Source organism: Larkinella rosea (assembly GCF_003858635.1).
In the GTDB taxonomy this organism is placed as follows: Bacteria; Bacteroidota; Bacteroidia; order Cytophagales; family Spirosomataceae; genus Larkinella; species Larkinella rosea.
Genome location: NZ_RQJO01000008.1, coordinates 1,096,899 through 1,109,441 on the forward strand (window position 1 = coordinate 1,096,899; position 12,543 = coordinate 1,109,441).

Annotated in this window: 12 protein-coding genes; 3 read left to right on the plus strand and 9 right to left on the minus strand. The window is 50.8% G+C overall.

Features of this window, described 5'->3' with window-relative positions:
• Nucleotides 1-84: 84 nt before the first annotated feature.
• On the minus strand, nt 85-339 hold the full coding sequence (locus EHT25_RS13265) for a hypothetical protein (protein WP_124875199.1): 255 nt from the start codon (nt 337-339) through the stop codon (nt 85-87).
• A 240-nt stretch (nt 340-579) separates the two neighbouring features.
• Between EHT25_RS13265 and EHT25_RS13270 the strand changes: the two genes are divergently transcribed.
• Complete coding sequence (locus tag EHT25_RS13270) at nt 580-927, plus strand: carboxymuconolactone decarboxylase family protein (protein WP_124875201.1); 348 nt, start codon at nt 580-582, stop codon at nt 925-927.
• A 15-nt stretch (nt 928-942) separates the two neighbouring features.
• Here the strand turns inward: EHT25_RS13270 and EHT25_RS13275 are convergent, their stop codons facing one another.
• Entirely contained in the window at nt 943-1,452 is a 510-nt protein-coding gene (locus tag EHT25_RS13275) for a phosphoribosyltransferase family protein (RefSeq protein ID WP_124875203.1), read from the minus strand.
• 180 nt (nt 1,453-1,632) lie between these two features.
• Here EHT25_RS13275 and EHT25_RS13280 point away from each other — a divergent pair, with 180 nt between their 5' ends.
• Nucleotides 1,633-2,202, plus strand: coding sequence for a YcxB family protein (locus EHT25_RS13280; protein ID WP_124875205.1), 570 nt, complete (start codon nt 1,633-1,635; stop codon nt 2,200-2,202).
• A 79-nt stretch (nt 2,203-2,281) separates the two neighbouring features.
• On the opposite strand, the gene EHT25_RS13285 is transcribed toward EHT25_RS13280, so the two are convergent.
• The 4 genes from EHT25_RS13285 to EHT25_RS13300 all read right to left on the minus strand — a co-directional run bounded on the left by EHT25_RS13285 (nt 2,282) and on the right by EHT25_RS13300 (nt 5,360).
• Entirely contained in the window at nt 2,282-2,599 is a 318-nt protein-coding gene (locus tag EHT25_RS13285) for a Dabb family protein (protein WP_229311560.1), read from the minus strand.
• A 143-nt stretch (nt 2,600-2,742) separates the two neighbouring features.
• On the minus strand, nt 2,743-3,546 hold the full coding sequence (locus tag EHT25_RS13290; protein ID WP_124875209.1) for a LysM peptidoglycan-binding domain-containing protein: 804 nt from the start codon (nt 3,544-3,546) through the stop codon (nt 2,743-2,745).
• 97 nt (nt 3,547-3,643) lie between these two features.
• A complete protein-coding gene (gene purE, locus EHT25_RS13295) occupies nt 3,644-4,126 on the minus strand; it encodes a 5-(carboxyamino)imidazole ribonucleotide mutase (protein ID WP_124875211.1) in 483 nt (160 codons plus the stop codon).
• Between the two features lie 76 nt (nt 4,127-4,202).
• Nucleotides 4,203-5,360 carry a 5-(carboxyamino)imidazole ribonucleotide synthase gene (locus EHT25_RS13300; protein ID WP_124875213.1) on the minus strand — a complete coding sequence of 386 codons (1,158 nt, stop codon included), beginning with the start codon at nt 5,358-5,360 and terminating at the stop codon, nt 4,203-4,205.
• Nucleotides 5,361-5,645: 285 nt separating this feature from the next.
• Between EHT25_RS13300 and EHT25_RS13305 the strand changes: the two genes are divergently transcribed.
• Nucleotides 5,646-6,137 carry a GtrA family protein gene (locus tag EHT25_RS13305; protein ID WP_124875215.1) on the plus strand — a complete coding sequence of 164 codons (492 nt, stop codon included), beginning with the start codon at nt 5,646-5,648 and terminating at the stop codon, nt 6,135-6,137.
• A gap of 4 nt (nt 6,138-6,141) precedes the next feature.
• Here EHT25_RS13305 and EHT25_RS13310 read toward each other — a convergent pair whose 3' ends face one another.
• From EHT25_RS13310 to gldG, 3 genes are all read right to left on the minus strand, one after another.
• Nucleotides 6,142-9,153 (minus strand): DEAD/DEAH box helicase, encoded by a 3,012-nt coding sequence (locus EHT25_RS13310; protein WP_124875217.1) that lies wholly within the window; start codon nt 9,151-9,153, stop codon nt 6,142-6,144.
• A gap of 350 nt (nt 9,154-9,503) precedes the next feature.
• Nucleotides 9,504-10,640 (minus strand): DNA polymerase III subunit beta, encoded by a 1,137-nt coding sequence (dnaN, locus tag EHT25_RS13315; RefSeq protein ID WP_124875219.1) that lies wholly within the window; start codon nt 10,638-10,640, stop codon nt 9,504-9,506.
• A gap of 192 nt (nt 10,641-10,832) precedes the next feature.
• Nucleotides 10,833-12,488 (minus strand): gliding motility-associated ABC transporter substrate-binding protein GldG, encoded by a 1,656-nt coding sequence (gene gldG, locus EHT25_RS13320; protein WP_124875221.1) that lies wholly within the window; start codon nt 12,486-12,488, stop codon nt 10,833-10,835.
• Nucleotides 12,489-12,543 lie beyond the last annotated feature (55 nt).

Here is a 12,543-nt window from a genome sequence, read left to right on the forward strand (position 1 = left end):
ACGCTGGCCGTTACTGTCAGCCGAAACGCGGTGTTAAGGGGAGGTCCAACTTCCTGTCCGAGGAAACAGGCACTACGAAGCGAATTAACGAACGGTATTTCTGCTGCTTATTTCTGCCTGGATGCTTTTCCGCTTTTTTGCATACCTGGAGCCAATCAGAAAAGAACCAATTAGCAGCATAACAGGAAGAATAAACCCTTGATGGGTAGCCGAATAAATAGCAATGCCAACTAAAAAACCGATGAACACCGCCATTGTAATTCGTTGTGATTTCATTTTTTTCTCTTCTGACACCAATTCATCAAGTGTCATTTTAGAGTAATCTTTATTTGAGAACATACGATTGTCTGTGGATTGGGGAAGGCTGAGTCTGACAAAGGAATCTCTTTTGCAATAAAATGACAAATCTTACCCCATCTTTACCAAAACTTCTGCCTGCAGCCAGAATCGCAGATAGTAAATGACAAAACGTTAATTTAAGCCCCGAAAATCCGCCTATTTTTCTTACCTTGCTTTCAGTCCATCTACCCCGTATGAAACGTTGCGGTAATGGATCGTGCATCATTTTTCTAAACCCCAATGACCGAAGAATACCAAACCCCGAAAGACCGTGCCTATACGGACTTGCTGATTAATTCTGCTCCCAAAGAGGCTGCTGCTTTTTTAAATCTAAAGTATACTGCCGAGCGAAAGGATGGCGTGATTCCCGTCAAATACCGCGAACTGATGTCGGTGGCCGTTGCCCTGACAACTCAATGTTCCTATTGCATTGAATCCCACATCAAGAATGCCGTTCAGGCCGGTGCCACCCGCGAAGAAATTGCCGAAACCGTATTCATTGCGGCCGCACTTCGGGCCGGTGGTGCCGTTGGAAATGGCCTGATGGCGATGCGGCTTTTTGAAGATGAGAGCGAGGCAAACCGTTGAGCGTTGCGCCTTATGTTACCGCATATACACCCCAATCCGTTCTTCGTCGCTGAGGACAACCTGCACGTGTTCGGTCAGGGTGGTGGATAATTTGTAGCCAATGTAATCGGCGGCAACCGGGTAACGTTTGTGATCCCGGTCAACAATAACCGCCACTTTCAGACTGGTCAGCGGCACGTTCAGGAAGGGCTGGAGGGCAAACGCCAGCGTCCGGCCCGAGTTCAGCACGTCGTCGACGACAATGACCGACCGATCCGTAAAAACCGCGTCCTCCGCGTCCAGATGAATGGCGGGTTGCTGCCGGGTGGTTTTATCGAGCATGATTTTCATGACCCTGACCGCCAGCGGGGCAATCTGCTGCAGCACATCCGCCAGCCGCTGGGCCAGCACGTGGCCCTCGCCCGAAACCCCGGCCAGAATCACCTCCGATTGTTCAAAGTTGTTCTCGTATATTTCAAACGCAATCCGGCGGATTTTTTGCTCCACCTGCACGCGTGTCAGAATCTGGGTAACCTCGGCCGTCATACACTCCTGATTAAAAATGAAAATTAACCGAAATGGGCGAATGCACAAAATAAACAAAGCCTTTTCGTACTTTTGCAACTTCGTTAGACAAGAGATGTGAGACAAGAGATAAAAGACGCTCGGTTTCTTTTCTTTGTACTCTTGTCTATCCGCTCTTGTCTTAAAAGTTTATCTATTTCAATGATTATTAAAACCAAAAAATACGCCCTCGACCAGAAAACATACATCAGTCTGGCGATGCGTAGCTGGGTAAAACACAATTGGTACTGGGGCTTCGTTCCACTGGGGCTTATTTTTATCAATGCCATTCTGAACGTCACGGGCGTATATCCGAACTGGTGGATTTACCTCGTCATCGTGCTGCTCACCATTCTGTACGTGCTCTTCTGGGCGGTGCAATTTACGGGTATTACGCAAATGGAGCAGACCAAATCGCTGTTCCAGAAATACGTCTATGAAATCGACAGCCGTCAGATCATGCTGAAACTGAACGCGCGGGAAGGCGGTATTTTGAAATGGGACCAGATCCGGAGCGTTACCAAAGACAAAACCGCCTATGTGCTGGTGGTTTCCAACGATCAGGCCATGAACGGAATGAAAGTGAACTGGCTGGCTAAAATTGTGGCCAAAGGCATGAAGAACGCCCAGTTTCTGTACCTGCCGTACTCGATTTTTACCACCGAAAATGAACTGAAGTTCATGGATACACTCCTGAAGCGGAAGGGTTTTTTGGGTGAAGTAGAGAAATAGAGGATAAAGGGAGGAGAGGATGAAAGGAAAAGGGAAAACCGTTATTCCTTTCATCCTCTCCTCCCTTTATCCTCTATTATTACTTCGCCTGATTCGTGAAGTCAACAACGGTTACAATGTCGAGCCACGGGCCGACGATCTTGCCGAATTCCTTGTGGGCCGGATGCGGCAGGTAGTCGTCCCGGTCTTTTTCGTTGTCGAACGTCAGCACAAAAGCGTGCGTCAGGCCTTTATTGAGTTTCTCCGGGCTGTTGTTCGTTCCCCACTTAAAGCCTTTAATTTGCTTGATTTTTGACGGCAGCGCTTCAAACGCGGCAATAATTTCCTGCACTTTCGCGGGCGTTGCTTCCGGCTTGAACTTAAACAGTACGACGTGCGTGAGATCAGATTTCGTCATTTTGTTTTGGGCGGTAGCACCCGTCAGGGCGATACCAATGAAGAGAAGAGTGGCAAAAATGGTTTTCATGTAAGCGGTTTTAAAGATTGAATCGGCAATGGCCGAACGATTGGAAAAAGTCAATTCGCCCCGGAAACTACTGCCTACTGCTTTTCGGCGTATGGAATGATCAATTTCTCTCCCCGGGCCGCGTAGTTCTTGGTTTTTCCATTGGCTTTCATCAGCGCATCGACCGTAACACCGTATTTCTCGGCCACAACCCGCAGAATATCCCCGGCCCCAACGGTGTGGTACGCCCGCGCTTTCACTTTTAATTTCGTCACGTCAGCCTTCACCGAATTATCTTTCAAATCCGGATTCAAGGCTTTCAACGTATTGATACTCAGGTTGTATTTTGTCGCAACGCTGTAGATCGTTTCACCCGGTTTTACCGTATGCGTCAGCGATACTCCCCCCGCCGGAACGCTGACTTTAGGCGTTTCTTTTTTCTCTTCTTTGGGCTTTTCCTCTTTCGGTTTTTCCGCAACCGGTTTCTCTTCCTGCGGTTTTTCGGTGCGGGTTTCCGCCACCGGTTTTTCAGCGGGTTTTCCTACTGCCGGTCGTTCTTCCGAATCAAGGGCGGGTGCCGGTTTTTTTTCCTCTTCTTTCCCTTCTTCGAGGGGCACAGGCGTGTTTTGCGACATATCTACCGGCGCATTGCGGCTGGACGTGTCAATTTCGATGGGCGCAGCCAGCTCCGGTTCCAGCGGCAGTTCAACCGGTTTTTGAACGGTTGTATCCAGCGCCACGTTGGTCAGTTCTGAGGACCCTTTTACGTCATCGGCAACGTACTCATAACCAACGTATAACAACGCCAGAATCGTCAACACCAGCACAGCCAGTGTAATGGTTGGCAGACTTGAACCCTCCGTCGGCCGGGGATTACGCTTCGCATTTTCGGTTTCCATAATTGGGTTTTCGGTTCACGGTTTACCGTTTTCGGTTGGCTGACGCATTCATTTGATACGCGCGTCAGCCAACCGAAAACGGTAAACTGTGAACCCATTATCTGTTTCTTACTTCCTGACTCATTTGTTCCACTTTCACTTTCATATCTTCCTTGTAGGCCTGCAAGCGGTCGGCTACTTTTTCGTCGAATGTGCCAACAATCTGGGCCGCCAGGATTCCGGCGTTGCGGGCGCCGTTGAGCGCCACCGTTGCAACGGGAACACCCGAAGGCATTTGCAGAATCGACAGCACCGAATCCCAGCCGTCAATTGAATTGCTGGATTTGACCGGCACACCGATCACCGGCAACGTCGTCAGCGAAGCGACCATTCCCGGTAAATGGGCGGCTCCACCCGCACCGGCAATGACCACTTTCAGGCCCCGCTGTCGGGCGGTTTTGCCGTATTCCACCATTTTCTCCGGTGTCCGGTGGGCCGATACGACATCGATTTCGTACGATACGCCCAGTTCCGCCAATATATCGGCAGCTTCCTGCATGACCTTCAGGTCCGAGCTGCTCCCCATGATAATTCCAACCATGTTTTTAGTTAAGAGGTAAGAGTTAAGAATTGGCTGACGCATTCTAGTTAGCTTGCGCCAGCCAACTCATCACTCATCACTCTTCATTCTTAACTTTTATGCTTTCCTTCACGGTTTCGGCTTTTTGCCGAAGCTGTTCTAAATCCGAACTAATAACGGTAATATGCCCCATTTTGCGAAACGGGCGGGTGATTTTTTTACCGTACAGAAACGGAAACACGCCGGGCATGGCCAGCAGAGTTTCCAGGCCTTCGTACCGGGCGGGGCCGCTGTGGCCGGGTTCGCCCAGCAGGTTGATCATCGCGGCTGGCGATAGGGCCGTGGTGTCGCCCAGCGGCAGGTTCAGAATGGCCCGCCAATGCTGTTCAAACTGCGAGGTGATGTTGGCCCGGATCGTTTGATGGCCGCTGTTGTGCGGACGGGGCGCCACTTCATTCACCAGAATGTCACCGGTTTTGGTAAGAAACAATTCAACGGCCAGCAAACCAACAATGCCGAAGGCTTCGGCGGTTTTTCGGGCCACCTCCTGCGCCAGCCGATCGACGGTTTCGGAAACGGCTGCGGGCGCAAACAGGTATTCGACCAGATTTTGTTCGGGATGAAAGACCATTTCGACCGTCGGAAAAGTGGCGGTTTCGCCCTGTTCGTTGCGGGCGACGATCACGGCGAGTTCTTTTTCAAAATCGACGGCTTTTTCCAGTACGCCCGGCGCATCGAAGGCTTTGTCGACATCGTTTGCCGTGGCAATCCGTTGCACCCCGCGACCATCGTATCCGTCGCGGCCCAGTTTATGAAAAGCGGGCAGAAAACCGGGTTGGCTGGCCAAAACCTGCGGCACATCGGCGCGGTTTTCGGTCAGAATAAAATCGGCGGTGGGCAGGTCGTGATCGCGGTAAAATTGTTTCTGCGCCCGTTTGTCCTGAATGATCCGGATCACCGACGGTTGCGGAAAAACCCGCTTTCCTTCGCGTTCGAGCGCTTCGAGGGCATCGACGTTCACCCGTTCAATTTCAATCGTCAGGACATCAACCTGTTGCCCAAACTGATAAACCGTATCGTAGTCGGTGAGCGAGCCTTGCGTAAACGCCGTTGCCAGATGACGACAGGGGGCATCGGCATCGGGGTCGAGAATATGAACGATCAGGTTCCAGTCGATCCCGGCCTGAAGAAGCATCAAACCCAGTTGACCTCCACCAAGGATTCCAATGCGGGTGTTGGGGTTAAATGTAGACATACTTTAAAAAAATCCGTGCGCAAAAGTAGCCCCATTTATGGCTTTATTTTACTTTTTGATAGACTTGTTTTTCACGCCGTTTAGTCGTTTTCTGTCTAACTCCTGAATTTATGGAAACGAAATCTCAACTCTTCCTGCTAATTTGCACGTTCATACCCGAATCAGAAAGGGTCAAAATGGGATGAAAGAGAATAGACAAGAGATGAAAGATAGCTTCAACGTGCTGACTAACAATCCGTTGTCCGGTTTCTTGCGTCTTACATTCTTTCATCTCTGTTTTAAAACATGTCGGACAAGTTATTTAATCAAAAGGATTTAATTGCCTATTTCATTGTAGCCGCCATTGGCGCATCCCTGCAAATTGTGGTGAGTTCGCTGCTTCAGGAGTGGTTTCAGGTTTCGTACGAAAATGGAGTGCTGATTGGGTATGTTACCTCGTTTTTTATCGGGTTTTTTCTGACCAAGCTGCTGGCTTTCAACGCCAAGAACTCGGCAAAAACCCGGCGGGAAATGGTTAAATTCGCGATGGTTTCGGTCATTTCCTGCCTGATTACCGTTTACGGCGCGTCGGCCTTATACAATTTCTCCATCAGCCAGAACGGTATTTACACATTTACACTTCCGGGTTCGGTGAAAACCGTGAACGTGAATAAGTTAGTCTCGCACACGTTTGGGATGGGCCTGAGTTTTATCTCCAATTACATTCTGCACAAAACCTTTACGTTCAAAAACACCGGTTTCTACGAACGGCTGAAAGCGTTGCTGAATCTGAATTGATTCGCTATTCCAGCAAGGTCAGAATATCCTCTTTCGTGAGTGATTTCATGAAGTTCTCTTCGGTCGTGATCAGATCGCTGGCTAGTTTTTGCTTCGAACGCTGTAGGGCCAGAATCTTTTCCTCGACGGTATTCCGGGAAATAAATTTGTAGGTAAAAACCGTTCGTTTCTGACCGATCCGGTGCGCCCGGTCGATGGCCTGGGCTTCAATGGCCGGATTCCACCAGGGATCGAGGATAAACACGTAATCGGCCGCGGTCAGGTTGTGCCCCAAACCGCCCGCTTTCAGCGAAATCAAAAAGAGCTTGATCGAGTCGTTGTTCTGAAACAGATTTACCTGTCCGCGCCGGTCCTGCGTTGATCCGTCGAGATAGGCGTACTGAATCCCGCGTTCCTGTAAATACTCCTGAACAACATCCAGGTGTTTAATAAACTGGCTGAAAACCAGTATTTTGTGATTATCAGCCATGGCCCCTTCCAGCCGCATCACCATGTCGTCGAGCTTCCCGGAATTGCCTTCGTACGTTTCGTCGATCATGCGCGGGTGGTTGGCAATCTGCCGGAGCTTGGTCAGCCCCTGTAAAACCACCATCTGCGATTTGGCGACGCCTTCTTCCTCGATGCGCTCCAGAATCAGGTTTCGGTAATACGATTTGGCTTCTTCGTACTGTTTTTCCTGTTCCGGCGACATGTCGCTGTAGTGAACGCTTTCCACTTTTTCGGGCAGGTCCCGCGCCACCTGCGACTTATGGCGCCGGAGCATGAACGGTTTAATGATCCCGTAGAGCCGTTGCGTTTTTTGCTCGTCGTTCTTTTTCTCGATCGGAATCTGAAATTCGTTGCGGAAAAACGTCTGGCTGCCCAGCAAACCGGGGTTGATGAACGTCATCTGCGTCCACAAATCCATCGTGCTGTTTTCCAGCGGAGTACCGGTCAGAATCAAGCGGTGGGCCGAATTGAGCTGCATCACCGCCCGCGTGATGTGCGACGACGGGTTTTTGATGGCCTGCGATTCGTCCAGAATGATGTAATGAAACCGGTACATTTTCAACAGGTCGATGTCGATCCGGACAATCCCGTAGGAGGTCAGAATCACGTCGTACCCATCAAATTGAGCGGTATTTTTATCGCGATACGTTCCCGTATATGCCATCACGCGCAAATCGGGCGTAAACCGTTTGGCTTCCAGCTCCCAGTTATACAGCAGGGAGGTGGGCATGACGAGCAGCGTCGGTTCTGTAAATCCGGCTTCCTTCTGCGACTGCAACAGGGTGAGTGTCATGACGGTTTTACCCAGACCCATATCGTCGGCCAGACAACCGCCAAACCGGTATTGATTCAGGAATTGCAGCCAGTCGTAACCGGCTTTCTGGTAGGGGCGCAATTCCCCCTTAAAACCTTTGGGTAGCGGATGCGAATTGATCTCTTCAAAACTCCGCAGTTGTTCCAGTTTCCGGCTGATCACCGCCGACGCCAGGCTTTCCTCCTGCAGTTCCTGAACGAGCGCAATGTGGTGTTTGTGGAGCACCAGCCGGTCGCTGTCGACCTCGTGTTCCATAAACGCAAACAACTCCGAATACTTCGTAAACCAGGTTTCGGGAATCACCGCAATCTCGCCGTTCGGTAGCGCAAATTCCCGTTTCTTGTTCAGAATCAGCGTCCGCAGTTTAATGAACGGAATTTCAAATTCCCCGAACTGTACCTTGGCGTAAATGTCGAACCAGTCACGGGTTTCGTTGATCGAAACCACAATGGATGAATAGCCCAGAAAATACCGCTTGGCGTCGTTGGCGTGCTGCGAAATCTGAAAACCGGCTTCCACCAGCCGATTGTGGTTTTGCTGGAGCCACTCAAAAGCGGCCGCTTTTCCGAGTTTGGAGTGGCCGTTGTCTTTCAGTTCCAGGCCGTTTTCCTTGAGCCAGAAAAGCGTCGATTTCTCCTTCCGGACATCCCGGCGAATCTTGTGAAAAACGTAGTCGTCGCCCTTCTTTTCGATGCTGACGTTGGACGAATCCGTGAAACCGTCGTAACGGAACGTAAATTGTCCGTATTGAAACAGCAGGTCAAAAACCACCTGCGAATCATCGACGGGCGCGGCATGGGCCATTTCCGTCAACACCGTATTCATGCGTTCCGCCGGGTTGTGTCCATTCCGGTAGGCATCGCCGTTCGAAACCGACTGGTCGAACAGGGAAGGAACAGCGCGTTGCGACGTTGCATGTTCAGAAACCGTCAGCACGGGCGCAGGCGGCAACACTTCACTCCGGATTTCAAACCCCCGGGCGTATACGTCATACGACGCAATCAGCGGGGCCACAAACCGGTGATAGTACTGATCCTCAATATTTTTTGGAATAACGATATTCCTTTTTTGCAGAAACGGGCGCAGTTTCTTGCCATCGACGTTTTTGTCGAAATGGAAAAGCCGCTTGCCCACCATCATCCAGGCCGGTTCGTCGCAGATCAGGAGGGCATCCTTGAATTGAAATTCGACCCGTTCGCCGAGGTACTTGATAATGGGAAAATATTCGGTGGCGGTTTCGGTTCGAACAAAATTGAAAAAGACGCGGGCCTTCTCGGGCATGCGCTCTACGGACATCCAGGCCGGATTGCCGTCGTTTCCCATGACATATAACTGCTTGTCGGCCAGACGCTCCAGAATCAACGCACGACGTACTTCGAGGTATTCGCAAATCCGGTCACGCAGTTCTTTATCCCCTTTCTGGGTGTCGTAGACTTTCAGAAAGAAATCGACGGCGGGTAATTTTTTCGGATTGAATTTTTTCAGAATGACATCCTGCTGGATTTCATCGATGATGCGGACCAGCTCAAAATCAGCCTCATCCAGCTCGCTGGCAAACTCCTGCGCATTTTTGGCCGACAGCGTCTGGTTCTGCAACGTCAGCTCCCCACGGGCATTGAGCTGCACAACGAATGCTTCAAACAGATAGCCCAGGAACTCGTGTTCCAGGAGCGAATAAACCAGTTGAAACGGTTCCGCAGGGGAGACTTTCATAGTAAATTAAGGATCCGTATAAGTTGCTGACTGTCTGTCTCAAAATCGGGTAGGTTTCCAAAAATCCCCGTTTCCGGGCCGAACGGATAAGCTTCCAAAAAGAAAGCAAAATGAACGGTTTGCGGTCCGGCAATAATGAGCAACAAACTCAAATATACGAATAGGCACAAAAAAGACAAGCCCGAAACGCAGGTTCCGGGCTAGAAATGATTAAATGGGTCTTGAACCGCTCGGGCGGCCCCGTGGGATTACGCAGATTCAAGGATTAAGAGGATGGCTGCCGCAACGCTACTTTTTATATCCTCTTAATCCTCTTAATCCTTGAATCCGCGTAATCCCAGTTCAGACGATTATGCGTACGTATTCAGCATCACCGGCATGACCAGCATCAGGATGTCTTCGTTTTCTTCTTTATCGGCCGGAATGATCAGACCGGCGCGGTTGGGAGCCGACATTTCGAACGAGAGCATTTTGGCGCTCAGGTTGTTGAGCATTTCGGTCAGGAATTTGGCGTTGAAGCCAATTTCCAGCGGATCACCGTCGTAGTCGCAGAGCAGTTTTTCGTTGGCTTCGTTGCTGTAGTCCAGGTCTTCGGCGGAAATAGCCAGTGAATTGGTTTTGAGCGAGAGCCGGATTTGATGCGTCGTCCGGTTGGCGTAAATCATAATCCGCTTCAGCGAATTCAGCATATCTGTCCGGCCAATGGTCATCACGTTCGGGTTGTTGACCGGAATGGCGTTCTCGAAATCCGGAAACCGCTCGTCGATCAACCGGCAAATCATCTGCGTGGAACCCGCTGGCGAACCGGCAAAGGTAAACGACGCGTTCGACTGGCTGAATTCGGCTTTCACCGGCGCAGCTTCGGGCAACGAGGCTTTCAGAAGCGTTAATGCTTTCCGCGGAATAATCATCGACGAATCGCTGGGCGAACTGATATCCGTCCGGCGGTAGCGAATCAGCCGGTGACCGTCCGTAGCCACGAATGTCGCACTTTCGGCCGTCAGTTGCAGATAAACCCCCGTCATGGCCGGGCGCAGATCGTCGGTACTGGTGGCAAAAACCGTATTGTTGATGGCGCTCAGCAGCGCATCCGATGACAGTTCGACCGAAAGACTCCGGTTAACCGTTGGGATTTTGGGAAAATCAATCGGGTTTTCGCCCGACAATTTATAGCGACCGTTGTCGGTCAGAATTTCCGTTCCGAACGTCTCGGTATTGACGTTAAACGTAATGGGTTGTTCGGGCAAACCGCGCAGCGTGTCGAGCAGCAGTTTGGCCGGTATAGCAATGGCTCCCTTCTCCGACGACTCGACAGCGATGTTCGTGATCATGGTCGTTTGGAGGTCAGAAGCCGTGACGGTCAGAATGTCGTCTTCCAGCTTAAACAGAAAATTTTCCAGAATCGGCACAATCGGGTTCGTTGCCACCACACCGTTGATGGCCGAAAGTTGCTTGAGTAATACGGAGGAGGAAACGATGAATTTCATATGCAAATTGTTTGGGGCCAATAGTCCAATGAGAACAAAAGTAGGAAAAATAGTCGAAATTTTAGAGGTTATTTCGCAGAGTTTAGCGGAGAAAATTAGAGTTAAACAGAGTTTATATTTTTTTCTCCGCTTAGCTCTTTTTACTCCCCTAAACCGCCGGGCGGCCCCGTCCGCGAAATAACCTCTAAAACGCTACGCGTACTTTCTTCTGCGGACGAATTGCCACAGAACACCCGTGAAAGCGACCAAAGCCGCTGGCCCCAGCAGGTTCAGAAGTTGCCATTGGGTACGCTCTTCTTTCATCCGGATTTTATCCAACGGTCGGAGCGTCACCTGCCGCGTGCGGGCAGTGATGATGCCGTTGTCATCCATCAGGTAATTGACCGCGTTGACCACGAAATCCTTGTTGGCGAAGGTGTTTTTCGAAAACCGCTCATAGCCGAGCGGGTAGGGCGTGTTATTGCGGTAATTCATATCGTTGACGAGCAGATCGCCGTCGGTACAAACCACAATTTTAGTGGCCGTTCCCTGGGCTTTAAAAGCCGCAGCCCGCGGGTCGCCGGGCAGAATCCGGTTGGTATAGAGTGACTGAAATCGCCCTTCCAGCAGGCAGGCAATGAGCTTGACGCCGTCGTTGTAGGTGCGCGGATCGGGTTGCTGACGGGCTTCGTTGTAGCTCACCAGCGCGGGCGCTTTCAGGATTTTGGTGTATTGTGACGTCATCAGCAAAGGCGTTTTGGCAATGCCCACGGCCTGAACGGTGTCGAGGGTGCTGGTAAACCGGCTGTAAATCGCGTCGAGATTGCGCACAATCGGGCTTTTACCAAAGGTGTTGATCAACGGGAAAAACCGCCAGGGCAGCATCTGGACATTCGGTTTGTCGCCCATATCGCCCACGTTCAGCGGAATTAACGCGCAGCTCAAGTCCTTGATAATGTCGTTGTTGACCCGAACGCCCCAGCGAAAAAACAGATCGTTCAGGTTCAGGTCGAGCGGTTGAGCGTAGGTCCCTTCCCGACCGACGCTGTCGATTTTCAGGCCATCGACAAAAAACAGCGCCTTGCCGCCGTTGACCACAAACTGGTCGATCTTGTATTTATCGGCTTCGGAAAACGCGCGGTCGGGTTTGGGAACGATCAAACCGTCCAGCCCTACCAAATCGCGGGAATCCTGCAAATTAATTAGTTTGATGTCGTAAAATTCCTGGAGCGTCGCCAGTAGATCCGATAACCGGAGCGGTTCGACATTCGTGTAGGAAACCGCCACACCCAGCACTTTTTTCTCCTTGATCGTCAGCCGCCGGATGGCCGACGCCAGCTCGTACTCCACGTTTTCAATCGACTGATTGAGCTGTTCTTCCTTTGAATTGGAGCGGTTTCCCCGCAACAATAAAACCGGTTGTTCCCGGCCTTTGTAAGACACCACCGCCCACGGGAAAATCAGTTGTTCGGTTCGTTGATTACCATCGGTGTTAGAAACCAGGCTGGTCGGCGAGAGTCCTTTCTGAAGTAATTGGGTCTGAAATTCCGCCCGCTTTTTAGCGTCCGGATTGGCAGTTGGATCGATAAACCGGTAGGTCAGATCCTGGCTGGCCCGCGCCTGAAACTCGGCCAAGGTTTCCCGAATGCTGGTTTCCAGGCGTTTGAAAGCGGGAGGCAGATTGCCCTTCAGGTAGACGTTGACGTGGATGTCATCGTCGAGGTTCGCCAGCAGATTATCGGTGGCTTCCGACAGCGTATACCGGCCTTCCTGCGTCAGATCGACCCGAAAAAACAGAAAAGACGACAGTAAATTGACGACAACCAGAACGGCCAGGACGATACCGAAACGAAAAACGAATGACTTCATACCTGCGTAAAACGCTGAAAGCAGTTAAGTTGTGCGAAAGTAGAAGAAAAAATGA

Coding starts and splice junctions, on each gene's coding strand:
- EHT25_RS13270 (WP_124875201.1), top strand. CDS start 580: ATGACCGAAGAATACCAAACCCCGAAAGACCGTGCCTATACGGACTTG.
- EHT25_RS13280 (WP_124875205.1), top strand. CDS start 1,633: ATGATTATTAAAACCAAAAAATACGCCCTCGACCAGAAAACATACATC.
- purE (WP_124875211.1), bottom strand. CDS start 4,126: ATGGTTGGAATTATCATGGGGAGCAGCTCGGACCTGAAGGTCATGCAG.
- EHT25_RS13305 (WP_124875215.1), top strand. CDS start 5,646: ATGTCGGACAAGTTATTTAATCAAAAGGATTTAATTGCCTATTTCATT.
- EHT25_RS13285 (WP_229311560.1), bottom strand. CDS start 2,599: ATGACGAAATCTGATCTCACGCACGTCGTACTGTTTAAGTTCAAGCCG.
- EHT25_RS13300 (WP_124875213.1), bottom strand. CDS start 5,360: ATGTCTACATTTAACCCCAACACCCGCATTGGAATCCTTGGTGGAGGT.
- EHT25_RS13275 (WP_124875203.1), bottom strand. CDS start 1,452: ATGACGGCCGAGGTTACCCAGATTCTGACACGCGTGCAGGTGGAGCAA.
- EHT25_RS13290 (WP_124875209.1), bottom strand. CDS start 3,546: ATGGAAACCGAAAATGCGAAGCGTAATCCCCGGCCGACGGAGGGTTCA.
- gldG (WP_124875221.1), bottom strand. CDS start 12,488: ATGAAGTCATTCGTTTTTCGTTTCGGTATCGTCCTGGCCGTTCTGGTT.
- dnaN (WP_124875219.1), bottom strand. CDS start 10,640: ATGAAATTCATCGTTTCCTCCTCCGTATTACTCAAGCAACTTTCGGCC.
- EHT25_RS13310 (WP_124875217.1), bottom strand. CDS start 9,153: ATGAAAGTCTCCCCTGCGGAACCGTTTCAACTGGTTTATTCGCTCCTG.
- EHT25_RS13265 (WP_124875199.1), bottom strand. CDS start 339: ATGTTCTCAAATAAAGATTACTCTAAAATGACACTTGATGAATTGGTG.